Below are 22824 nucleotides of genomic sequence, written 5' to 3'. Positions count from 1 at the left end.
GCAGAATTCCTGCAACCCTTTTTTTAAGATTTTTTACGGTTTTTAGTTCAACTGCTGCATTCCACAGCAAAACCCCTAGTTATACCCACTTACGCACAGATTTATCCACAGACGGAAAAAATAGTGAAAAAAGTCCGCGCATTACGCAAACGTTTGCGCTACAATTAGCGCGAAAATTCGGCATTGATTTTATTTTGATGCTCTGAAATTGTAAGTGACTTATATATAGATATTGCTTCTTTATCCAAATCCAAGGGATCTATCTCATGCAACAGCTTCGTCCTATTCGCCGTGCCCTGCTTAGTGTGTCTGATAAAACAGGGGTTGTTGAATTCGCTAAGGCGCTTTCTCACCGTGGTGTTGAACTGCTTTCTACTGGTGGAACCGCTAAATTATTAGCAGAGCAAGGCCTTAAGGTCACTGAAGTTTCAGATTACACAGGTTTTCCTGAAATGATGGATGGACGTGTTAAAACTCTGCACCCGAAAGTGCATGGTGGGATCTTAGGTCGTCGTGGTAAAGATGACGCCATCATGCAGCAACATGACATCGCACCTATTGATATGGTGGTTGTAAACCTTTATCCATTTGCTCAAACCGTCGCAAAACCAAACTGTACATTAGAAGATGCGGTTGAGAATATCGATATTGGTGGTCCAACAATGGTTCGCTCAGCAGCAAAGAACCATAAAGACGTGGCTATCGTAGTTAATAGTAATGACTACAGCAAAATTATCGAAGAGATGGATAACCACGAAAATTCGCTGAACTGGTCAACACGCTTTGACTTAGCCATCAAAGCCTTCGAACATACCGCCGCTTATGACAGCATGATTGCTAACTATTTTGGCGAGCTCGTTGCACCATACTACGGTGATACAACTCAACCATCTGGTCGCTTCCCTCGTACCTTGAATTTAAACTTTATTAAAAAACAAGATATGCGCTATGGCGAAAACAGCCATCAAGATGCCGCTTTCTATATAGAAGAGAACCTGAAAGAAGCCTCTATTGCGACGGCTAACCAAATTCAAGGTAAAGCACTTTCTTATAATAATATCGCGGATACCGACGCAGCTCTGGAATGTGTGAAGTCGTTCGATGAACCAGCCTGCGTGATCGTTAAACACGCTAACCCTTGTGGCGTTGCCATTGGCGAGAATATTCATGCCGCTTATGATAAAGCATTCAAAACTGACCCAACCTCTGCATTTGGTGGCATCATCGCGTTTAACCGCCAGTTAGATAAAGCAACCGCAGAAGCCATCATTGAACGCCAGTTTGTTGAAGTGATTATAGCGCCTTCAATTGCAGAAGATGCTCTACCTTCTTTATCAACAAAACAAAACGTGCGCGTTTTGGTGTGCGGTGAATGGAGCAAACCTGCTGCCGGTTTGGATTTCAAACGCGTGAATGGTGGTTTATTGGTTCAAGACCGTGACTTAGGTATGGTAGAAGCCGAAGATTTACGCGTTGTGACAACACGTCAGCCAACTGAGCGTGAATTAAAAGACGCACTATTCTGTTGGAAAGTCGCCAAATTCGTGAAATCAAATGCGATTGTTTATTCTAAAAATGACATGACCATCGGGATTGGCGCTGGCCAAATGAGCCGTGTTTACTCCGCAAAAATTGCAGGTATCAAAGCTGCTGACGAAGGTTTAGAAGTTGCAGGCTGTGCTATGGCATCTGATGCATTCTTCCCATTCCGTGATGGTATCGATGCGGCTGCCGCTGTTGGTGTAACTTGCGTTATCCAACCAGGTGGTTCTATTCGTGATGATGAAGTGATTGCCGCAGCAAATGAGCACGGTATCGCAATGATCTTCACTAACATGCGTCATTTCCGTCATTAATTGCTAGGGGTTTCTATGAATATTCTGATTATTGGTGGCGGTGGTCGCGAACACGCTTTGGCATGGAAAGCAGCTCAATCTCCATTAGCAGACAAAGTCTATGTTGCACCGGGTAATGCGGGTACTGCTCTTGAGCCAGCATTGGAAAATGTCGATATCTCAGCAACTGACATTGATGGCTTACTGCAATTTGCCAAAGATAAACAAGTTGGTTTAACCATCGTGGGTCCCGAAGCTCCCTTAGTGATTGGTGTCGTTGATGCCTTCAAACAAGCAGGTTTAACCATTTTTGGTCCAACCCAAGGTGCTGCTCAATTAGAAGGTTCTAAAGCGTTCACTAAGGATTTTTTAGCCCGTCACAATATCCCAACCGCGGCCTATGAAAACTTTACTGAAATTGAACCCGCTCTGGCATATTTAGATAAAGTTGGCGCTCCAATCGTTATCAAAGCTGACGGTCTTGCTGCTGGTAAAGGTGTGATTGTCGCCATGACGCTGCAAGAAGCTAAAGATGCGGTACATGATATGCTGGCTGGCAACGCGTTCGGTGATGCTGGTCATCGTATTGTTATTGAAGAATTCTTAGATGGTGAAGAAGCCAGCTTTATTGTTATGGTTGACGGTGAAAATGTCATTCCAATGGCAACTAGCCAAGATCATAAACGCGTTGGTGATGGTGACACAGGTTTAAACACGGGTGGCATGGGGGCTTATTCACCCGCTCCCGTCGTCACTGATGAAGTTCACCAGCGTGTGATGGAGCAAGTGATTTATCCAACTGTTAAAGGGATGGATCAAGAAGGTAATCGCTATCAAGGTTTCTTATATGCGGGCTTGATGATTGATAAAGCTGGCAATCCGAAAGTGATCGAATTTAACTGCCGCTTTGGCGACCCTGAAACTCAGCCAATTATGATGCGCTTGCAATCTGATTTAGTCGCTCTGTGTTTAGCGGGTGCTAAAGGTGAACTCGCAGGTAAAGATTCCCTGTGGGATGAACGTCCAGCGCTCGGTGTCGTGATTGCGGCAGGTGGATACCCGGGGGATTATCGCAATGGCGATGTGATTTCGGGTCTACCAACATCAGAAGCTGCTGATAGCAAAGTGTTCCACGCAGGTACCAAGCTAAACCAAGCAGGTGAAGTCGTCACTGCCGGCGGACGCGTTCTGTGTGTCACTGCGTTAGGTAATGACATCGCAAAAGCCCAAGCTAAAGCGTATGAAGTTGCCAAGACTATCAATTGGTCTGGCAGCTTCTATCGCAACGATATCGGCTACCGTGCCATCGCTCGTATTAAGTAATAGAACAAATAATAGAAGCAAATAACCCACAAGCTGATAAGAGGAAACTTTTATCAGCTTTTTGCTTTTGAATTTTTGCTTTTTGCCTTTGACCTTCACCCAGCCAATGGCTCTAAGTCTTTCGAATCACAGCAAAGCTGCAAGAGAGAGAATCTCTAGGAGCATACATGAGTATGTGACTAGAGTGAACGAACGTAGCAATACAGCTGTGGTTCGAAAGACGACGAGCGGTGAGATTAGAGCGAATCTTTAGAAGGCTGCCAGCTGCAAAAATTAGTATCCGCCACCATCAAAAGCTGATTTCCCTCTGGTGACTCTAACCATGCCAGATTCAACTCTTTCGTCCACACTTTTGCTCTGTCATCTAACCATTTCTGGGCATACGGCTCAAACGTCACTTTGCGTTCATCACCGCTGCAAGTGGTAATTTTACCTTGCTTCCAATGTCCTTGGTGTAGCTCTACACCACCGACAATCAACGCGGTATTAATATCCAAGATACGGTCAGCTTCAAAACGCCAACGGTTAATGTCATCGGAAGACAGTGGAGTTTTGATATTGTTTTGCGCGCGCTGCATAAACACAATTTCATTATCTTTACTAAAGCGCAGTTGCTCAGTGATGTTATTGACCCCTTGATTAAGGACCTGGCTGCGAATCTGCCACAATTTGCCATCACGATATTCGAAGAAATTAACTGAGGTATCGGTTCTTTTATAGGGGCTATACACCACCATTAAGACCAACGGCTGACTCTTCGCATCATTCAGTCTCCACATTCGGATTACGCCTTCATCGGCAATAAATCCGCTGGCACTAAACTCAGGGAGTCGAGGCGAATTAGAAGAACAGGCGCTTAGTATTGAGACTGCTCCCAATACCAGCAACCTTTGACGAATAAACAAAAGGGGTAACTTCATACCCCCTCTGGTAATTCTCGTAGACAATGTACTTATTTTACAGCGTCTTTCAGTGCTTTACCGGCAGAGAACGCTGGTACAGTTGTTGCAGGAATTTGGATTTCTGCTTTAGTTTGAGGGTTACGACCGGTACGAGCTGCACGGTGGCTAACTTTAAAAGTACCGAAACCGACCAGTTGTACTGCTTCGCCGCTTTTCAGAGAATCTGAAATTGCGCTCAGAGTTGCTTCTAAAGCTGCTTTAGCTTGAGTTTTAGTCAGATCTGCTGATTCTGCGATAGCATCAACTAATTCAGTCTTGTTCATAAATTATCCTTACACAGTGTGTTTATCGTTTGCAAAGCATCGAGTGCGTCGGATATGCCAGATAGACAGCCCCTGATACACGCCCCCGATAGCCACTTCTTCTCGCCCCTAAATGTAGAACAGAGTAGGGGTAAATGTGAAGTCTTAGTACACAGCATTACTGCTTTAAGTCACGTTTTCACGCATAAAAACGCAAAATTTAGGCAACAGTAATGCCGATATTGCTGACACCCGCTTCACGGAGGTCAGATCTTAATCCTTTAATTAACTCTAAGTCTCGTTCTTCGCAAGCGGCTAATAAGCGGAAAATGTCCCACTGAATGTCCCACTCTTCTTCCACAGCGGGCACGTCTTTTAGCTCTTCATCAGTCATTTCACGCCCTGCTTGGGTCATTTCCAGCATAGCAACAGTACGAATCGATGCTTCACTGACTAAGATTGCGTGTTCAAGGGTTTCACCACTCAATTTAGCGTGGATGAGTTCACCTAAAGCAATACAAGCGTCGATAGCGGGATAAACACCGTACATATCGAAGTCATCGGCGACTGGAATAATTTCTTCTAACTTTTCTAACTGATTGTCGAAATTGACTTTGCTATCTTTGATAACCAAGGTTTCCCAGATTAAATCAAGGATGGCACGATAAACCTTCACATCAGCAAATTCAGTTTGCTGGCAAAACATTTGATAGTTAGGATACATTCTCTCGCACAGACATGCCATGAAGGTCACATGCTGCCAGCTTTCTAGTTTCTCTAACCTCAAATGAATAGGATTTCTTAACATAATTTCTGACTCATCAATCTCAATACTTCGCAGTTTACCTGAAAATCTGCCAATGCCACATATTTTGCTGATAATTAGCCAATTTTCTCATTCATTCGCTTAAAAAATGTTCGATTAGAAGCAATTCCGTCAGCAAATCGGGTCGGTTCCGGTAATCGATACCCCTGAATACACCGTTTTACCCACTCTAACGAGGAAATAAAACTGACTTTGTGACCCGGAGAAACATATAAAGGATTGCACCGTTTTTTACTGCGATAAACCCACCCTAACTGCTCTTGACCCACCTTCAATATTTGGACACTTTCAGGTTCTGCATTGAGCTCAACATCATCACCACATAAACGACTTTTAGCTACCCCTATTGTCGGTACATTGGCAAGTAATCCAAAATGGCAAGCTACACCAAAACGCCGTGGGTGCGCAATACCTTGACCGTCCACCAGCACTAAGTCGGGTTTTTGTTGGGTTTTTTCCCATGCTGCCATTAGACCGGGCACTTCGCGAAACGAAAGTAACCCTGGAATATAAGGTAACTGAGTAGGTACCCGAGCTATTTGATACTCAACTAATTGCAGATCAGGCCATGATAACACCACGATCACCGCGCGAGTCACCGTGCCATCTTGCTCAAAACCAACATCCGCACCACCAATAAAATGAGGGGGAACAAATTCATCCTGCAAAATCACTCTTTCGGCTAACTGAATCTGCTGTTTTCGTAGTTGCTGAGTATCAATCACCATCACGGGACCACCGTTAATAAGGATTAATCATAGATGATAATGATGCACTTACAAGATCCAGTAAATGCATCACATATTAAGAGGTTCAGATAGAGGTAGAAAGCTACTCCGCTCTACCTCTATTGTGTCTTAGAAACTACAGATGATACTGACGAGATAAACGATGAACAGCATCCACAAAAGCACCTGCATGTTCAGGCTCAACATCTTGGTGAATACCATGACCTAAGTTGAATACGTGCCCTTCGCCTTGACCAAAACCCGCTAAGATATGCTGGACTTCTTGTTCAATACGCGCAGGCGGCGCATATAACATAGAAGGATCCATATTCCCTTGCAGTGCGACTTGGTCACCTACGCGACGGCGCGCATCTGCAATTTCAGTCGTCCAATCAAGACCTAACGCATCACAACCTGTCGCTGCCATCTCTTCTAGCCACTGGCCGCCACCTTTCGTAAACAGCGTGACTGGAACACGACGCCCTTCATTTTTACGGATTAAGCCATCGACAATTTTATGCATATAGCGTAGGGAAAACTCTAAATAATCGCGCTTAGTCAGCACGCCACCCCATGTATCGAAAATCATCAGAGATTGAGCACCTGCTCGCACCTGTGCATTCAAATACAAAATCACGCTATCGGCGAGTTTATCAAGCAGTAAATGAAGCGTATTTGGATCTTCATACATCATCTTTTTAATTTTGGTGAATGCTTTACTGCTACCGCCTTCCACCATATAAGTCGCTAATGTCCACGGGCTACCAGAGAAACCAATCAGAGGTACATCCCCCTTTAACGCTTTACGAATGGCTCGAACGGCGTCCATCACATAACCCAGCTCCATTTCAGGATCAGGAACTGGAATATTTTTGACATCCGCAGCGCTTGCTACTGGTTTCTTAAAACGAGGACCTTCCCCTGCTTCAAAATAGAGCCCAAGCCCCATTGCATCAGGGATAGTTAAAATATCAGAAAAGAGAATTGCGGCGTCTAATGGAAAACGACGTAATGGCTGTAAAGTCACTTCACACGCCAGCTCGGTGTTTTTGCATAAAGACATAAAATCACCAGCTTCTGCGCGAGTTGCTTTATATTCTGGTAGGTAACGCCCTGCTTGACGCATCATCCAAACTGGGGTCACATCTACAGGTTGACGTAGCAACGCACGTAGATAGCGGTCATTTTTCAACTCAGTCATTATTTACTCCATTATTATTGTGGCCGCCGCAAATGGCTAAGGCGCCATATTATACCAGCAAAGGGAAACAATATCAGCGCCAGCGCAATTAGTGGTTATCTTCATCAAATTGACGGCATAGCACCACCGTATCTTCAATTAATCGCCGAGCAATTGTGTCACCTGGGGGGATTAACGGTAGGTCGTTATAGTGATACCAATTAGCGCTGACCAACTCTTTGGGGTCCACTTGAATATCCCCACCATCATAGTCTGCTAAAAAGCCCATCATCAGCGAATGAGGGAATGGCCATGGCTGGGAAGAGACATAACGAATATTCCGCACTTTTATATGGCTCTCTTCCATCACTTCGCGAGCCACTGCCTCTTCTAAGGTTTCCCCCACTTCCACAAACCCAGCTAACACCGTGAACAGCGGATTTTGTGAATGGCGACGATGTTGTGCCAGCAAAATATGATCATCACGACGAATACCGACGATAATACAAGGTGCGATTTGCGGGTAGTAACGCTCATGGCAGTGGTCACACAAACATGCCCACTCCGTAGAACTATGACGCATCGCCGTACCGCAATAGCCACAATAGCGGTGTGAGCGATAAAACTCAGCTAATTGTACACCTCGCCCAGCAAGGCGAAATAAGCCTTCATCTTGAGAAGCCACTACGCGAGGGGATGCCATGTCTGATGGCATTTTTTCCGCAATCAACCAAACAACTTCCCCTTGCCATTCGCCAATCGGTGTTGCTAATTTTCCGGTTAATCCAAATTGTTGCGCTGCGCCTCGAGGAATATCGCCTTGCGGTAGCCATAGGCGACCCGCAAAACAGACAAACCACCAGCCACTTTCCGTTCCTGCTAATGTGTGTTTATTCATTATGGTTCTCTATTTCAACACTTTTTATTGCGGTTAAAGATACGCTTGTTTTATAGATTGGCATACAACCGTTTGATTCGTCACTCCCCTTTCATCATTTTGACACTTTTTAGACATTTTAAAGTCACTACGTCTAAAAAGTGTCACACAACCGTCAATTCATTGTCATCTTGAATAATTAGCATGCCAATTAACCAATACGGCGACTCTTATAGAGAGAGAAACAAGATGAAAGCTATCGTACCTGCAATTTTACTGTCACTCAGCGCCTCTCAAATGGCTTTTGCCGCTGACAGTGATTTAACCAAACTTATCGAAGCTGCAAAAAAAGAAGGTCAAGTTTATAGCGTTGGGATGCCTGACACATGGGCAAACTGGAAAGGCACATGGCAAGATTTATCGGCTCAATATGGTTTAAAACATCAAGATACGGACATGAGCTCCGCGCAAGAAATCGCAAAGTTTGCCGCTGAGAAAAATAATGCCACAGCGGATATCGGTGACGTGGGCGCGTCCTTTGGACCGGTTGCCGTACAAAAAGGCGTGACTCAGCCGTACAAACCGACCACTTGGTCACAAGTGCCGGACTGGGCAAAAGATAAAGATGGTCATTGGGCGCTGGCTTATACCGGTACTATCGCGTTCATGATCAATAAAGACTTAGTTAAAGACACACCAAAAAGCTGGGATGACTTACTCAAAGGTAAATATAAAGTTACCGTAGGGGATGTCGGTATTGCCGCACAAGCCAATAATGCGGTTTTAGCGGCGGCATTTGCTCGTGGCGGCGATGAAAATAATCTGAAGCCTGCTATTGAATTTTTCGGTGAGCTCGCCAAACAAAAACGTTTATCTGTGAATGACCCAACCGTTGCCAATATTGAAAAAGGTGAAGTTGAAGTCGGTATTTTATGGGACTTTAATGCCCTGAACTATCGTGACCAAATCAACCGCGACCGATTTATTGTCGTCATCCCATCTGACGGTAGCGTGATCTCCGGTTACACCACCATCATCAACAAATTCGCCAAAAATCCGAATGCTGCAAAATTAGCTCGCGAATTTATTTTTAGTGATAAAGGGCAAATCAATCTTGCAGAAGGTTATGCGCGCCCTATTCGTGCTCAACACCTAACATTGCCAGCAGAAATCCAAGCTAAATTACTTCCAGAAGAACAGTATAAAAATGTTCATCCGATCAAAGATGCCGAAGGTTGGGAAAAGTCATCGCGTAATTTACCGAAAATGTGGCAGCAACAAGTGTTAATTCACCAACAATAATTGCGATTAGGAACCACAGTCTGATGTCTGAAAAAGTCATACTTGTTGTTCTTGACGGTTTAAGTTATTCAGTAGCCCATCAATGTATGGGCTATCTCAATGGTCTTATCAAAGCCGACAGTGCAACACTTTATAAAATGGAGTGTGAACTCCCGTCTATGTCGCGCCCACTGTACGAATGTATTTTGACGGGGATCGCCCCCGTTCAAAGTGGCATCGTCAACAACGATGTGGTGCGACTTTCTCACTTCGAGAGCATCTTTTCACTGGCTCACCAAGCAGGTAAAACCACCGCTGCCGCTGCCTATTATTGGGTCAGTGAATTGTATAACCGCGCACCTTTTGATGCGAATCGCGACCGATTTACCCATGATAAACAGCTTCCTATTCAGCATGGATGCTTTTACCAAGCAGACCATTACCCTGATGACCATCTCTTTATGGACGCTGAATACCTACGTACCCAGCATGACCCCGATTTTTTGCTGATCCACCCGATGAATATTGATGATGCGGGTCATAAATTTGGATTCGATTCTCCGCAATACCGCAACGCCGCCCGTAAAGCAGATATTTATTTATCCCGCTATCTACCAATGTGGATCGCGCAAGGCTACCAAATCATCATCACCAGTGACCACGGGATGAATAATGACCGTAGCCACGGGGGAATCTTACCGGAAGAGTGCACGGTACCGCTGCTAACTATCGGGAATGCCTTTTCTCACCAACCCGATGTGCTCATAGAACAAACCGCGATTTGTGGCACGGTTTGCCAGTTACTTGGTGTACCTTTCTCAAACAAAACTGTCTGTGATGATTTACTGGCAGGAGGTCGCTAATGGCAGATATTCCAGCAAGTGATCCCCCCCATCAACACAGGGGAAGCCTAGCGATGTTAAATAAGCCCAATGTGCGTTTTCACTGGCGTGCAGCACTATTAATTGTACCGTTTATTATCTTATTTTACCTGTTTCAGATTGCCCCCATGATTTGGGTGTTATTCAACAGTTTTGTCTATGAAGAAGCGTGGTCTTTTGAAAATTACGTTGAAATCTTCACCAACGATTTCTATCTACAAGCGTTTCAAAACACCTTATGGTTATCACTAATTTGTAGTGTTGTTGGTCTGCTTATTGCCTGTGTTACTGCATTCTCTATTTATAAAATGCAGGGCAAAGTGCGCAATTTTATGATTTCGTTTACCACCATGGCGAGCAATTTTAGCGGTGTCCCATTAGCCTTCGCGTTTATCATTATTTTAGGTTTTAACGGCGCAATTACCTTACAGCTTAAAGCGTGGGGATGGATTGATGATTTTAATATCTACAGCGCCAGCGGCTTGATGCTCCTGTATATCTATTTCCAAATCCCGCTGGGAATTTTACTACTTTACCCTGCATTTGATGCCTTAAAACCTGAATGGGAAGATGCGGCTAAGACCATGGGGGCAAGCAAGCTCACTTATTGGCTGAAAGTAGGTATTCCGGTGATTTCCCCTGCCTTGCTAGGCACGTTTATTATCTTAGTGGCCAATGCGGTTGGCGCCTATGCCAGCACTTATGCATTGACCAGTGGAAACTACAACTTAGTGACTATCCGCATTGCCAGTCTTGTCTCTGGCGACCTATTCTTAGAACCCAATATGGCAGCTGCACTGTCCGTTGTTTTGATTGCGATCCTTGGGTTTATCACAGCGATTCACCACTGGCTATTAAAGCGGAGCTACCATGCTAAATCCTAATATTCGTAGCCCAAAAACACCGAGTTTACTGTTTCATAAAATGGTGCTCGGCACTGTTGCCACCATTCTTGCGCTGCCAATTATCGCCACCTTTGTTTACTCCATTTCGAGCTCATGGGGCGCGACGATTATGCCTGATGCCCTTTCCATAAAATGGTATCTGCAACTGTGGCAAGATCCGCGCTTTTTAATGGCATTTGGACGATCGCTCTTGATCTGCTTTGGCACATTACTGATCAGCGTACTGGTCATTTTACCGATGACTTTCGCCGTGTTTTACCGCTTTCCAAAGCTCAAAGGGTTGATGGATTTATTAATCATTCTTCCTTTTGCGATACCGCCCGTTGTCTCTTCCGTCGGCTTACTGCAAATTTTTGCCGATGAGCCATTTATGTTGGTCGGTACGCCGTGGATTCTAATTGGTACTTACTTCACTATCACATTGCCATTTATGTACCGCGCACTCGCCAATAGTTTCCAAGGGATCAACCTGCATGACTTAATGGATGCCGCCCATTTACTCGGCGCCAGCACGTTTAAAGCCTTTTTAATGATAGTGCTCCCAAATATCCGTAAAGGGTTATTGGTGTCTTTGCTAATTTCTTTTTCATTTTTAATGGGCGAATTCGTGTTTGCTAATATTCTAGTGGGAACCCGTTTCGAAACCTTGCAGATCTATCTCTTCAATATGCGCCAAACCAGCGGACACTTTACCTCGGCATTGGTGATGTCCTACTTCCTATTTACGTTGCTGCTCACAGGGTTAGCAACTCGCTTGAATCGTGCGGGAGACGAACGATGAGCTACGTCATTGCTGAAAATCTAACCAAATCCTTTGGTCAAAATCAGGTATTCTCCGATATCCAATTTACGATTGAAAAAGGCGAATTTATTACCTTACTCGGGCCAAGTGGCTGCGGAAAATCCACCTTACTCCGTTGTATTGCGGGGCTGGAGCAACCCGATAGCGGGGAACTCTATATTAACCGCCAAAATATCACTCACCAGCCCGCTCAACAGCGTGGGGTGGGTATGGTATTTCAAAGCTATGCCTTATTCCCAAACATGACCGTCGCGGAGAATATTGCCTTTGGATTAAAGATGCGAAAAGTGTCTGCGACTGAACGCAACAAAGCGGTTTGCGAAGTGATTGATATAGTTGAGCTACAAGGCAAAGAGAACCAATACCCGCATCAACTTTCGGGAGGTCAGCGCCAACGTGTCGCACTTGCGCGCGCACTGGTGATGAAACCGCAAATTTTGCTTCTCGACGAACCGTTATCGGCGCTTGATGCCCGTATTCGCAAGCACCTGCGCCAACAAATTCGTGAGATCCAGCGCGAACTCGGGCTCACGACCATTTTCGTCACTCACGATCAAGATGAAGCGATGATTATGTCTGACCGCATTTTTTTAATGAATAAAGGCGCAATTATTCAAAGCGATACCGCTGAAAACATCTATACTCAACCTGCCACTGAATTTGTCGCACGCTTTATGGGACATTACAATTTAGTCGATGCCGAGAAAGCCAATGGGATGCTAGGTGTCAATTTACAAGGAACTCTCGCCATTCGCCCAGAATCTATTTATGTTCGTGAAACGGGAAGACAGTATGGTAGCCATATTTCTGCACCTGTAGATGCAGTGATCCTTGACCACCAACTGCTCGGAAATATCATTCGCTACAGCGTCAATACCCCTGCTGGCGATATGACGGTAGATCTTCTTAATCGCTCTTCTGAACGTTTGTTTGAACCGGGCACGCACCTTGAGTTAATGTTTAATAAAAATGAAATTCGAGCGCTAAGTTAATCAGCAATAAGTGAGCCATTGAAAGGAACCTCATGCCAAACCAGTCTACACAAACCAAATTAGCTATTTTTGATTTAGACGATACGCTTATTCGCGGAGACAGCAGCGTGCTGTGGACACAATATTTGTGGGATAAAAAAATCATCACAGACCCGCGTTTCGTCGAAGCCGATAAAGAGATGATGGAACTGTACAACGCCGGCAATTTGGATATGGTGACTTACTTAAAGTCTAATTTGCAGACTCTCGAAGGCATCAAGATAGAGCTAGTCGATGAATGGCTAGAGGATTTTGTTGAGACGATTATCCTTCCACGTGTTTACCCAACGGCCTTAAGTACGATCACATCATACCGATCGCAAGGGATCCCGATCATTGTGATCTCGGCAACCGTGTCGTTTATTGTGAACAAAATCGCTGATCGTCTTGGAGCTGACGTCTCCATGGGAATCGATATTAAGCGTTCAAATGGCTGCTACACGGCCGAAGTTGACGGTATTCCGACCTTTAAAGAAGGTAAAGTTAAGCGTTTAACACAGTGGATCTCCCACCAGCCAATCACCGATGCGTATATTTATTTCTACACCGATTCCGCCAATGACCTACCAATGTGTCATTTCGCCGATGAGACGTTCATTATCAACGGCGACTCACGCCTTCTCCAAGCCGCCAATGAAAACCACTGGTCACAATATTCGTGGAGTTTGTAAAACCCCTATTTAGCCAACCTAGTTTTAACTTTTAACTCTTAATTTCTAGGTTTTGGATTTTTAGGTTTTTAACTAACTGCCTTTCAAAGGTTCCTCTAAATTATTCGAGTGAGAAGAAGGCGGCAAGCGAGGATATCCCGAGGAGCATACACAAGTATGTGACTCGGGTAGCCGAGAGAAGCCAACGCACTTATCGCTTGAAGAATGACGGGGAAACTCTATACTGAATGCTCTTGTCGGAGTGCCTAGCATGTGCAAACATCAGGCTGAGACCGTTAATTCGGGATCCGCGGAACCTGATCGGGTTAATACCCGCGAAGGGAACAAGAGTAATCTTCTCGCACGATCTTCCCCGCCCTTGGTGGATATTTCGTTGCAATGCCACACCATTACTCCTCCGAACTCCAGACAAGCAACTTTCTTTCGATAAACCCGCTATTGGCGCACTACGCCGTATAGCCTGTGACGATGTCAGGAAATTGCTATGTCCAATAATACGAATAATTCTGTTATACCGAGTACCGATATTTCACCTAAAGCTGCGCCAGCACGTACCCGAAAAGCGCAACGTGATGCCGCGGAAGACTTTATCAATACCATTTCCGGCGTTTCATTCCCTAACTCCGAACGTATTTATCTCCTAGGCTCACGGGACGATATCCAAGTGCCTATGCGCGAAATTCAGCTCTCTCCAACACTCATCGGCGGTGATAAAGAGAATCCCAAATTTGAAGATAATGAAGCCGTTCCTGTGTATGACACTTCAGGTCCTTACGGCGATCCCGCTTCTGAACTCAACGTGCATAAGGGGTTGAAAAAAATCCGTGCGCCGTGGATCCATGAACGCGCCGATACCGTTGCTGTTGAGAATCTCAGCTCGGACTTTACCCAACAGCGCTTAGCGGATGCGGGCTTAGACCACCTGCGTTTTAATAATCGCCCTGCACCGCTGAAAGCCCAAACCGGAAAATGCGTCACTCAGCTACACTATGCGCGCCAAGGCATAGTGACTCCAGAAATGGAATTTATCGCTATTCGTGAAAATATGGGGCGTGAGCGTATTCGCAGCGAAGTATTGCGCCAACAACACCCGGGGCAAAGTTTTGGGGCTATTTTACCAGACAATATTACACCTGAGTTTGTACGCCAAGAGGTCGCTGCGGGTCGCGCAATTATCCCTGCCAATATTAACCATCCTGAATCTGAGCCGATGATTATTGGGCGTAATTTCTTAGTGAAAGTTAACGCTAATATCGGTAACTCTTCGGTGACTTCATCTATCGAAGAAGAGGTAGAAAAACTGATTTGGTCCACGCGCTGGGGCGCAGACACTGTTATGGACTTATCGACAGGTCGCTATATACATGAAACCCGCGAGTGGATTTTGCGTAATAGTCCAGTGCCAATCGGCACAGTGCCTATCTATCAAGCTCTGGAAAAAGTGAATGGCGTTGCCGAAAACCTCACTTGGGAAATGTTCCGCGATACGCTGTTAGAACAAGCAGAACAAGGCGTTGATTACTTTACTATCCATGCTGGCGTATTACTGCGCTATGTACCAATGACAGCTAAACGTCTGACGGGCATTGTTTCCCGTGGCGGTTCTATCATGGCGAAATGGTGTTTATCCCACCATCAGGAAAACTTCCTGTATGAACATTTCCGTGAAATTTGCGAAATTTGCGCCGCCTATGATGTTTCACTCTCATTAGGGGATGGGCTGCGTCCGGGGTCTGTACAAGATGCTAACGACGAAGCCCAATTCTCAGAATTACATACCTTAGGCGAACTGACCAAGATCGCATGGGAATACGATGTACAGGTGATGATTGAAGGTCCGGGGCATGTGCCAATGCAAATGATCCGTCGCAATATGACCGAAGAATTAGAGCACTGCCATGAAGCGCCATTCTATACATTAGGTCCTCTAACGACGGATATTGCGCCGGGTTATGATCATTTCACTTCCGGTATTGGTGCCGCCATGATTGGTTGGTTTGGCTGTGCAATGTTGTGCTATGTCACCCCCAAAGAGCACCTTGGTTTACCGAACAAAGAAGACGTCAAACAAGGGCTAATTACCTACAAAATTGCCGCCCATGCAGCTGATTTAGCAAAAGGTCATCCAGGTGCGCAAATTCGTGATAACGCGATGTCCAAAGCGCGTTTTGAGTTCCGTTGGGAAGACCAATTTAATCTTGCCCTCGACCCAGAAACGGCGCGTAAATATCACGATGAAACCCTACCCCAAGCTTCTGGGAAAATAGCTCACTTCTGCTCAATGTGTGGACCAAAATTCTGCTCAATGAAAATTTCCCAAGAAGTTCGTGACTATGCGGCACAAAAAGAAGCGGGAATGGAGCAGATGTCTGAAGCTTTTCGCGCCCACGGAAGTGAGCTCTATCATGGGGCTGAGATTACTGAGGTCGTGAGTGATGAACAAAACGCTTAAATTACCGAAGAGTCCATTTCCACAGACTGAGCATCGCCTTGGTCTGTACCCTGTCGTGGATTCGGTTGAATGGATTGAACGCCTGCTAAATGCAGGTGTTTCCACCTTGCAATTACGAATCAAAGACAAACAAGATAGCGAAGTTCATGAGCAAATTCAGCGCGCGATTGCACTTGGCAAGCAACATAATGCCCGATTATTTATTAATGACTATTGGCGTTTAGCCGTAGAGTTAGGGGCATATGGCGTACATTTGGGACAAGAAGATCTGGACACAACCGACCTTATCGCCATTCATCAAGCGGGGTTACGGCTGGGGATCTCCACCCACGATCCCGATGAGGTCGCGATCGCCAAATCCATTCGTCCATCATATATCGCACTTGGGCATATTTTTCCCACCCAAACCAAGCAGATGCCATCCACACCACAAGGTTTAGAAGCACTAAAACGGATGGTTATCGCGACACCCGAATTTCCGACGGTGGCAATCGGTGGAATTTCTATTGAGCGAGTGCCAGCCGTACTCGACACGGGCGTAGGTAGCATCGCTGTTGTTAGCGCGATAACCCAAGCAGAAGATTGGCAAGCTGCCACTCAAACGCTTCTTGATTTGATTGAACCAGCTTCTCGCTTAAAGGATAACGACCATGCTCAATGATCACGAATTTATGCGTTATAGTCGCCAGTTACTCCTTGAGGACGTCAGCCCTGAAGGGCAACAAAAACTCAAAGATAGTAAAGTGTTGATTGTTGGCTTAGGCGGGCTGGGTTCCCCTGCAAGCCTGTATTTAGCCGGTGCGGGTGTGGGTGAATTATGGATAGCCGATCATGATGATTTGCATATTTCTAACTTACAGCGCCAAGTCCTCTACAATACGCAGGATATTAACCAATCCAAGGCACAGCTAGCCGCTGCCCGCTTAAAGCAGCTCAATCCTCATACCAAAACGCGTATTTTCCAACAGAAATTAGATATTGATAGCTTATTCCCGCTGGTGGAACAGGTGAATCTGGTTCTCGACTGCTGCGATAACATGGCGACTCGCCATGCGGTCAATGCTGCCTGTGTTGCCAGCAATACACCATTAGTCAGCGGCAGCGCTGTGGGTTTTGGCGGACAACTAATGGTACTTGAGCCCCCATTTCAATTTGGTTGTTATGCATGTTTGTATCCCGACCAAGAAGAACCGCAACGCAACTGCCGTACCGCGGGTGTTTTAGGTCCCGTTGTTGGCGTGATGGGTACCTTACAAGCCTTAGAAGCTATCAAATTGCTGGTGGGGTTACCGTCCCCATTAAGTGGAAAATTGCGCCTGTTTGATGGAAAACAGCAGCAATGGAATACCTTGCAACTGACACCGTCAAAACAGTGCCCTGTCTGCCGAGAGGTCACATGCATATCATAATCAATGACCAGCCGATGGAGGTAGAAGGTCCTATTACCCTCCACCAGCTGCTCACTCAGCTCGAACAAAATCCATCAGGCTCTGCACTGGCGATCAATCAAGTCATCATTCCCAAAAGCCAGTGGGAAAGCCATTTTGTTAATGAACAAGACAACATTCTGCTGTTTCAAGCCATCGCAGGGGGTTAATAATGTTAAAAATTGCTGATGTCACATTTCAATCACGTTTATTCACTGGAACCGGTAAATTTGCTACGCCAGCCTTAATGCAACAAGCCATTCAAGCCTCTGGTAGCCAGCTGGTGACCATGGCGATGAAACGCGTCAATTTACGTGGGCAAGATGACGGAATTTTACAACCACTTCAAGAACTTGGCGTTAAGTTACTTCCCAACACATCAGGTGCAAAAAATGCCCAAGAAGCTATCTTCGCCGCGCGTCTTGCCCGTGAAGCACTTGGCACCCATTGGGTTAAATTAGAAATTCATCCCGATATGCGCTATTTGCTTCCTGACCCGGTTGAAACATTGCTAGCTGCAGAGCAGTTAGTCAAAGAAGGCTTTGTGGTATTACCTTATTGCAGTGCTGACCCTGTTTTATGCAAACGGCTAGAAGAAGTGGGTTGTGCAGCAGTGATGCCTCTCGGCGCGCCAATTGGCACCAATAAAGGCTTGGTAACGAAAGAGATGCTCCAGATTATTATCGAGCAAGCTAACGTCCCTGTTGTTGTAGATGCTGGTATTGGTGCACCAAGCCACGCTGCCGAAGCCATAGAAATGGGGGCAGATGCCGTGCTAGTGAATACCGCCATCGCCGTTGCCAAGCAGCCTAAGCTAATGGCTCAAGCATTTAAAATGGCGATTGAAGCGGCACAACTCGCACGCCAAAGTGGACTTGCCGCTCAGAAACAACACGCTGAGGCTTCCAGCCCACTAACGCAATTTTTGGAGGCACTGTAATGGACAGAAGTTTCCGTGAACGTTGGGAACAGCTGGATTGGGATGACCTCACATTACGGATTAATGGAAAAACAGCTGCAGATGTAGAACAGGCGCTGCAACGTGATACTTTGACCCTCGATGATTTTATGGCGCTACTTTCGCCCGCAGCGCGACATTATATCGAGCCGATGGCTCAAAAAGCCCAACGCCTTACTCGCCAACGGTTTGGTCATGCGGTCGGTTTTTATGTCCCACTGTACCTTTCCAATCTGTGCGCAAATGACTGCACGTATTGCGGGTTTTCAATGAGTAACCGTATTAAACGCAAAACCCTTGATGAAGCCGAAATCATCAGTGAATGTGAAACCATTCGCCAAATTGGCTTTGACAGTTTGTTGCTGGTAACTGGTGAACACCAAACCAAAGTGGGTATGGACTATTTTCGCCGTTATCTCCCCGTAATTCGTCCTTATTTCAGCTCGTTGATGATGGAAGTTCAACCTTTGGGCACTGAAGAATATCGCGAGCTAAAAACCCTTGGGTTAGATGGGGTCATGGTGTACCAAGAAACCTACCATGAAGCCACTTATCAGCTTCACCATTTGAAAGGTAAAAAGCAGGACTTTCACTGGCGGTTAGCCACACCTGAACGTCTTGGACAAGCGGGTGTCGATAAGATTGGATTAGGCGCATTAATCGGACTTTCCAGTAGTTGGCGAACAGATTGCTATATGCTGGCAGAGCATCTGCTGTATATGCAACAACACTATTGGCAAAGCCGATATTCTATTTCATTTCCGCGTTTACGCCCTTGCGCTGGGGGAATTGAACCCGCTTCGTTAATGGGAGATGCCGAGCTAGTTCAGCTGATCTGTGCGTTTCGTTTGCTTGCACCGACGGTAGAGCTTTCTCTCTCTACCCGCGAATCCCCTTATTTTCGTGATCATGTGGTACCACTGGCAATTAACAACGTCAGCGCTGGATCGAAAACGCAACCAGGGGGCTATGCAGATTCAAAAACCGAGTTAGAACAATTTTCACCAAATGATAATCGCAGTGCAGCTCAAGTCGCACATGCCTTAGTTCAGGCTGGATTACAGCCCGTTTGGAAAGACTGGGATGGTTATTTAGGACGTTAATTTATGTTTTATCGATGGGAAATATTTTCCGGAATATTTCCCATCAAATGGAACTCATAGAACGCCATGTTTAATTTTTTAAATTATAATATTAAATCGATCACAAAAACTCGAGTAATAATTAAAAATAGAGATGAAGTTAAAAACCCAATAATATTTAAAATTTATTTTAATAATTTTTTAATATCTAATGACATTACGATAATAATATAACTGAAATTTAATTTTTCATTACCTTCGTTAAATATCAATTTACGTTAAGAAAGATGAATATCTAGCATTAAATATAATTCGCGGTAAGACATCTGAAATAACCAATGTATATCAATTAGATAAATTAAACAATAACACCTTGCTTAGTGTGTGCATATTCTAGTTAAATTAGAAAACATTGCTACTCATATTCATCTTTTTTAATCACTCTGTGTCTTCAATCAAAAAAATAACTGGTCAGATATTTATTTCCTCATAATTCATGATAAAAGAATATAGCAATGAGGGTGCTTTACCTTCGTTGAAAGAACAAAAGTATAAAAATAATGCATCATAATGATGCTGGAGAATGAGAATAATGAATATTGTTGACCGTTTTATTTCTTATACCAAAATTAATACCACCACAAATAGGGAAAAAGGCGCAGCAGGTATCATGCCATCGTCAGAAGGTCAGCGCGTCCTTGCTAAACAGTTAGTTCAAGAATTAGAAGGTTTAGGCTTACAGGATATTAAACTGCGCGATACGGCTATCGTCACAGCAACATTGCCTTCAAATCTTGATTATAAAGTTCCTACTGTCGCCTTCTTTGGTCACCTCGATACCAGTGCAGAGCAGACTAACGACACCAAAGCACAAATTTTGCCTTATAACGGCGAAGATATTTGCATGAATAAAGAGCTCAATATTTACCTCCGTAAAAGTGAGTTTCCTGAATTAGAAAACTATCTCGGCGATGACATTATTGTGACCGATGGAACCAGCTTATTAGGTGCCGATGATAAAGCCGCCATCGCATCAATTATGGATATGCTGCAATACTTTAAACAAAACCCTGATATCAAACATGGTGATATCAAAGTAGGCTTCGTTCCTGATGAAGAGCAAGGTCTACGTGGTGCTAAAGTTTTTGATGTAAAAGAATTTGGTGCAGATTTTGCTTACACATTAGACTGTTGTGGTATTGGCGAGCTCGTGTATGAAAACTGGAACGCGGGCGATGTTGAAATCGTCTTCACAGGTAAATCTGCTCACCCAATGTCCGCAAAGGGTAAGCTGGTGAACTCTCTGCTGATGGCGCAAAAATTTATTGCGATGCTGCCGGGTGGTGAAGCGCCTGAATATACCGAAAATCGCGAAGGCTATTATTGGGTTAAACAGATGTCGGGTAACAGTGCGCGTACCGTTCTGAAAATGGATGTGCGTGACTTTACCGAAGAGGGCTACTGCGCTCGTATGGCATTCCTGAAAAAATTAGCGGATCACTGTGAAGATTTGTGGGGACCAGAGAGCGTCACTTGCACATTGGCAGACCGTTATTCAAACGTCTACAACAGTCTACAAGGTGAAAACCGTTACCCAATCGATATTGCTCACGCAGCTTATGAAGCCTGTGGTATCACACCAAAAGTGATCCCAATGCGTGGTGGCTACGATGGCGCAGCACTTTCACAAAACGGGCTTCCTTGTCCAAATATTTTCACCGGTGCACACAACTTCCACTCCATCTATGAGTACCTACCCGTGAAATCTCTGTATGCCGCCAGTGATGTGCTGAAACAAGTGGTGCAAATCACCGCTGAACGCTTCAAACCAGGAGCTAAAGCATGATCCCAATTCTAACGGTTCTGATTATCGTTGTTTTGGTTGCTCGCTTTATTTTAAAAGGATACAAAGCTGAGCCTGTGCTGTTAATTGCAGGTTTAGTTTTGATGATTTGCACCCTAGCTCTAGGCTGGGGACCTATCCTACCAAAAAGCGTAGCAACCACCGGTATCACTTGGCTTGACCCATTTGAAGTCATGCGCGATCTATTCAGTAGCCGTGCCGCAGATCTTGGTTTGATGATCATGGCTCTGATGGGTTTCGCTCACTATATGGATCATATCGGTGCAAACGAAGCCGTGGTTCGCGTAGCAACTAAGCCACTGAAAAATATGCGTTCTCCTTATGTATTGCTGTTTTTCTCCTTCTTACTAGCGAGTATCTTACAGTTAGCCATTCCGTCGGCAACAGGCTTAGCCGTATTATTAATGGGAACCATGTTCCCAATTATGATCGGTTTGGGTTTATCACCTGCGTCAGCCGCTGGGGTTATCGCTACATCCCTTGGTGTAGCTTATACACCAACTGCGATTGATGCTATTCGTGGTGCAAAAGCTGTCGATATGTCAGTCGTTGAGTATGTCCTTTACTACCAAGGTCCTGCGGCATTAGCGACAGTGCTGGTTGTCGGGATTACCCATATTTTTTGGCAGCGTCATTGTGATCGAAAACAAGGCTTTGTACCTGAAATCGGTAAAGCAGTGCAATCCCATGATAAAGAAACAACCGCAAAATCGGTACCAGGCTACTATGCGATTTTACCGATGCTGCCAATTATCATGGCGGTCGGTTCTTCCAACCTGTTTTTTGAGGGAATTCACCTCGACGTTGTGACCATCGTACTGATTGCTATGGCGATTTGTATGGTATTGGAAACCGTGCGAGTGCGTAACTTCAAGCAAGTGTGTAATGGCTTCCAAACTTTCCTGAATGGGATGGGTCATGCGTTTAGTAACGTCGTAGGGCTGTTAGTCGCTGCAGGTGTATTTGCTCACGGTATTAAAGTCAGTGGAGCAATCGACCAGCTTATTCTAGGCGCTGAATCCGTTGGCTTACCGCCGTTTGCGATGGCGATTGTGTTCGCATTAGTCACCTTAGCCGCCGCAATCATTATGGGTTCAGGTAATGCGCCATTCTTAGCATTCGTGGAATTAATTCCACAAATTGCGCATAGTATGGGCGTTAACCCAATTGCGATGATCTTACCAATGCAACAGGCTTCCCATATGGGTCGTGGTATGTCACCTGTATCTGGGGTCATCATTGCCGTATCCAGTGGCGCTAAACTACAGCCATTTGATGTGGTGAAACGAACGGCAGTACCGTTGATGGTCGGCTTTGTCGCTCACTGTGCAATCATTGGGATTTTTTACTAAATCTCGACTGAACTCACGGTAATGTAGTGACATCAACGTATTTAAATAAGGTCCCAATGGTTACCATTGAGGACTTTATTTTTATAAGATAAGAAATCATCAAAACCAGCCCTCGCACAGAGTCATATCATTTATATACTCAGAT

The 22824-nt window shown here is 45.1% G+C and carries 23 protein-coding genes and 1 riboswitch; of the genes, 17 read left to right on the top strand and 6 right to left on the bottom strand.

What is annotated here, in order from left to right:
- The 3 genes from PR766_RS17700 to purD form a co-directional block, all read left to right on the top strand.
- On the top strand, positions 1 to 206 hold a 206-nt coding region (locus tag PR766_RS17700; RefSeq protein ID WP_006663001.1), incomplete at its 5' end, for a hypothetical protein.
- A gap of 60 nt (positions 207 to 266) precedes the next feature.
- Positions 267 to 1856 carry a bifunctional phosphoribosylaminoimidazolecarboxamide formyltransferase/IMP cyclohydrolase gene (gene purH, locus PR766_RS17695; RefSeq protein ID WP_036963432.1) on the top strand — a complete coding sequence of 530 codons (1590 nt, stop codon included), beginning with the start codon at positions 267 to 269 and terminating at the stop codon, positions 1854 to 1856.
- A gap of 15 nt (positions 1857 to 1871) precedes the next feature.
- Entirely contained in the window at positions 1872 to 3158 is a 1287-nt protein-coding gene (purD, locus tag PR766_RS17690) for a phosphoribosylamine--glycine ligase (protein ID WP_006657073.1), read from the top strand.
- A gap of 236 nt (positions 3159 to 3394) precedes the next feature.
- Here purD and PR766_RS17685 read toward each other — a convergent pair whose 3' ends face one another.
- The 6 genes from PR766_RS17685 to nudC form a co-directional block, all read right to left on the bottom strand.
- The gene (locus PR766_RS17685; protein WP_006657072.1) at positions 3395 to 4078 is read right to left on the bottom strand and encodes a DUF1481 domain-containing protein; all 684 of its coding nucleotides are present in this window, start codon (positions 4076 to 4078) and stop codon (positions 3395 to 3397) included.
- Positions 4079 to 4110: 32 nt separating this feature from the next.
- Entirely contained in the window at positions 4111 to 4383 is a 273-nt protein-coding gene (locus PR766_RS17680) for an HU family DNA-binding protein (protein WP_006657071.1), read from the bottom strand.
- Positions 4384 to 4582: 199 nt separating this feature from the next.
- Complete coding sequence (locus PR766_RS17675) at positions 4583 to 5170, bottom strand: YjaG family protein (RefSeq protein WP_006657070.1); 588 nt, start codon at positions 5168 to 5170, stop codon at positions 4583 to 4585.
- Positions 5171 to 5244: 74 nt separating this feature from the next.
- Complete coding sequence (gene nfi / locus PR766_RS17670) at positions 5245 to 5916, bottom strand: deoxyribonuclease V (RefSeq protein WP_154632632.1); 672 nt, start codon at positions 5914 to 5916, stop codon at positions 5245 to 5247.
- Positions 5917 to 6052: 136 nt separating this feature from the next.
- Positions 6053 to 7117, bottom strand: coding sequence for a uroporphyrinogen decarboxylase (gene hemE, locus PR766_RS17665; protein ID WP_154636067.1), 1065 nt, complete (start codon positions 7115 to 7117; stop codon positions 6053 to 6055).
- 88 nt (positions 7118 to 7205) lie between these two features.
- On the bottom strand, positions 7206 to 7994 hold the full coding sequence (gene nudC / locus PR766_RS17660) for an NAD(+) diphosphatase (RefSeq protein WP_006663007.1): 789 nt from the start codon (positions 7992 to 7994) through the stop codon (positions 7206 to 7208).
- A gap of 228 nt (positions 7995 to 8222) precedes the next feature.
- Between nudC and PR766_RS17655 the strand changes: the two genes are divergently transcribed.
- The 14 genes from PR766_RS17655 (at position 8223) to dcuC (ending at position 22679) form a co-directional block, all read left to right on the top strand.
- Entirely contained in the window at positions 8223 to 9275 is a 1053-nt protein-coding gene (locus tag PR766_RS17655; RefSeq protein WP_036963429.1) for an ABC transporter substrate-binding protein, read from the top strand.
- A gap of 23 nt (positions 9276 to 9298) precedes the next feature.
- Positions 9299 to 10117 carry an alkaline phosphatase family protein gene (locus tag PR766_RS17650; protein WP_006657065.1) on the top strand — a complete coding sequence of 273 codons (819 nt, stop codon included), beginning with the start codon at positions 9299 to 9301 and terminating at the stop codon, positions 10115 to 10117.
- Positions 10117 to 11019 (top strand): ABC transporter permease, encoded by a 903-nt coding sequence (locus PR766_RS17645; RefSeq protein ID WP_154636068.1) that lies wholly within the window; start codon positions 10117 to 10119, stop codon positions 11017 to 11019. The genes PR766_RS17650 and PR766_RS17645 overlap by 1 nt, the downstream gene beginning before the upstream one ends.
- Entirely contained in the window at positions 11006 to 11821 is an 816-nt protein-coding gene (locus PR766_RS17640; protein ID WP_036963425.1) for an ABC transporter permease, read from the top strand. The genes PR766_RS17645 and PR766_RS17640 overlap by 14 nt, the downstream gene beginning before the upstream one ends.
- Positions 11818 to 12834: an ABC transporter ATP-binding protein gene (locus PR766_RS17635; protein WP_154636069.1), complete on the top strand. Its 1017-nt coding sequence runs from the start codon at positions 11818 to 11820 to the stop codon at positions 12832 to 12834. Before PR766_RS17640 ends, PR766_RS17635 begins: the two co-directional genes overlap by 4 nt.
- Before the next feature lie 32 nt (positions 12835 to 12866).
- Positions 12867 to 13544 carry an HAD family hydrolase gene (locus PR766_RS17630; protein WP_154636070.1) on the top strand — a complete coding sequence of 226 codons (678 nt, stop codon included), beginning with the start codon at positions 12867 to 12869 and terminating at the stop codon, positions 13542 to 13544.
- A 227-nt stretch (positions 13545 to 13771) separates the two neighbouring features.
- A riboswitch (TPP riboswitch) is annotated at positions 13772 to 13884 on the top strand.
- Positions 13885 to 14028: 144 nt separating this feature from the next.
- Entirely contained in the window at positions 14029 to 15996 is a 1968-nt protein-coding gene (gene thiC, locus PR766_RS17625) for a phosphomethylpyrimidine synthase ThiC (protein ID WP_036963423.1), read from the top strand.
- Positions 15980 to 16657, top strand: a complete 678-nt coding sequence (thiE, locus tag PR766_RS17620) for a thiamine phosphate synthase (protein WP_006657059.1) — start codon at positions 15980 to 15982, stop codon at positions 16655 to 16657. The genes thiC and thiE overlap by 17 nt, the downstream gene beginning before the upstream one ends.
- Complete coding sequence (locus tag PR766_RS17615) at positions 16647 to 17405, top strand: HesA/MoeB/ThiF family protein (RefSeq protein WP_036964974.1); 759 nt, start codon at positions 16647 to 16649, stop codon at positions 17403 to 17405. Before thiE ends, PR766_RS17615 begins: the two co-directional genes overlap by 11 nt.
- Positions 17393 to 17593, top strand: coding sequence for a sulfur carrier protein ThiS (gene thiS / locus PR766_RS17610; protein WP_006657057.1), 201 nt, complete (start codon positions 17393 to 17395; stop codon positions 17591 to 17593). Before PR766_RS17615 ends, thiS begins: the two co-directional genes overlap by 13 nt.
- Positions 17594 to 17595: 2 nt before the next feature.
- Complete coding sequence (locus tag PR766_RS17605) at positions 17596 to 18363, top strand: thiazole synthase (protein ID WP_006657056.1); 768 nt, start codon at positions 17596 to 17598, stop codon at positions 18361 to 18363.
- Entirely contained in the window at positions 18363 to 19484 is a 1122-nt protein-coding gene (thiH, locus tag PR766_RS17600) for a 2-iminoacetate synthase ThiH (protein ID WP_036963419.1), read from the top strand. Before PR766_RS17605 ends, thiH begins: the two co-directional genes overlap by 1 nt.
- A gap of 571 nt (positions 19485 to 20055) precedes the next feature.
- A complete protein-coding gene (gene pepT / locus PR766_RS17595; protein WP_154636071.1) occupies positions 20056 to 21309 on the top strand; it encodes a peptidase T in 1254 nt (417 codons plus the stop codon).
- Complete coding sequence (dcuC, locus tag PR766_RS17590; protein ID WP_006657053.1) at positions 21306 to 22679, top strand: C4-dicarboxylate transporter DcuC; 1374 nt, start codon at positions 21306 to 21308, stop codon at positions 22677 to 22679. Before pepT ends, dcuC begins: the two co-directional genes overlap by 4 nt.
- Positions 22680 to 22824: the final 145 nt, after the last annotated feature.

The sequence above is a fragment of the Providencia sp. PROV208 genome (genome assembly GCF_028479465.1).
Taxonomy (GTDB): Bacteria; Pseudomonadota; Gammaproteobacteria; order Enterobacterales; family Enterobacteriaceae; genus Providencia; species Providencia alcalifaciens.
Note: the sequence above shows the minus strand (reverse complement) of the source record. Positions and strands in the feature narration are given on the sequence as shown.

Bases quoted from the DNA above. Each gene is read 5' to 3' on its own strand.
- purH (WP_036963432.1), top strand. From the start codon at position 267: ATGCAACAGCTTCGTCCTATTCGCCGTGCCCTGCTTAGTGTGTCTGAT.
- purD (WP_006657073.1), top strand. From the start codon at position 1,872: ATGAATATTCTGATTATTGGTGGCGGTGGTCGCGAACACGCTTTGGCA.
- PR766_RS17685 (WP_006657072.1), bottom strand. From the start codon at position 4,078: ATGAAGTTACCCCTTTTGTTTATTCGTCAAAGGTTGCTGGTATTGGGA.
- PR766_RS17680 (WP_006657071.1), bottom strand. From the start codon at position 4,383: ATGAACAAGACTGAATTAGTTGATGCTATCGCAGAATCAGCAGATCTG.
- PR766_RS17675 (WP_006657070.1), bottom strand. From the start codon at position 5,170: ATGTTAAGAAATCCTATTCATTTGAGGTTAGAGAAACTAGAAAGCTGG.
- nfi (WP_154632632.1), bottom strand. From the start codon at position 5,916: ATGGTGATTGATACTCAGCAACTACGAAAACAGCAGATTCAGTTAGCC.
- hemE (WP_154636067.1), bottom strand. From the start codon at position 7,117: ATGACTGAGTTGAAAAATGACCGCTATCTACGTGCGTTGCTACGTCAA.
- nudC (WP_006663007.1), bottom strand. From the start codon at position 7,994: ATGAATAAACACACATTAGCAGGAACGGAAAGTGGCTGGTGGTTTGTC.
- PR766_RS17655 (WP_036963429.1), top strand. From the start codon at position 8,223: ATGAAAGCTATCGTACCTGCAATTTTACTGTCACTCAGCGCCTCTCAA.
- PR766_RS17650 (WP_006657065.1), top strand. From the start codon at position 9,299: ATGTCTGAAAAAGTCATACTTGTTGTTCTTGACGGTTTAAGTTATTCA.
- PR766_RS17645 (WP_154636068.1), top strand. From the start codon at position 10,117: ATGGCAGATATTCCAGCAAGTGATCCCCCCCATCAACACAGGGGAAGC.
- PR766_RS17640 (WP_036963425.1), top strand. From the start codon at position 11,006: ATGCTAAATCCTAATATTCGTAGCCCAAAAACACCGAGTTTACTGTTT.
- PR766_RS17635 (WP_154636069.1), top strand. From the start codon at position 11,818: ATGAGCTACGTCATTGCTGAAAATCTAACCAAATCCTTTGGTCAAAAT.
- PR766_RS17630 (WP_154636070.1), top strand. From the start codon at position 12,867: ATGCCAAACCAGTCTACACAAACCAAATTAGCTATTTTTGATTTAGAC.
- thiC (WP_036963423.1), top strand. From the start codon at position 14,029: ATGTCCAATAATACGAATAATTCTGTTATACCGAGTACCGATATTTCA.
- thiE (WP_006657059.1), top strand. From the start codon at position 15,980: ATGAACAAAACGCTTAAATTACCGAAGAGTCCATTTCCACAGACTGAG.
- PR766_RS17615 (WP_036964974.1), top strand. From the start codon at position 16,647: ATGCTCAATGATCACGAATTTATGCGTTATAGTCGCCAGTTACTCCTT.
- thiS (WP_006657057.1), top strand. From the start codon at position 17,393: ATGCATATCATAATCAATGACCAGCCGATGGAGGTAGAAGGTCCTATT.
- PR766_RS17605 (WP_006657056.1), top strand. From the start codon at position 17,596: ATGTTAAAAATTGCTGATGTCACATTTCAATCACGTTTATTCACTGGA.
- thiH (WP_036963419.1), top strand. From the start codon at position 18,363: ATGGACAGAAGTTTCCGTGAACGTTGGGAACAGCTGGATTGGGATGAC.
- pepT (WP_154636071.1), top strand. From the start codon at position 20,056: ATGAATATTGTTGACCGTTTTATTTCTTATACCAAAATTAATACCACC.
- dcuC (WP_006657053.1), top strand. From the start codon at position 21,306: ATGATCCCAATTCTAACGGTTCTGATTATCGTTGTTTTGGTTGCTCGC.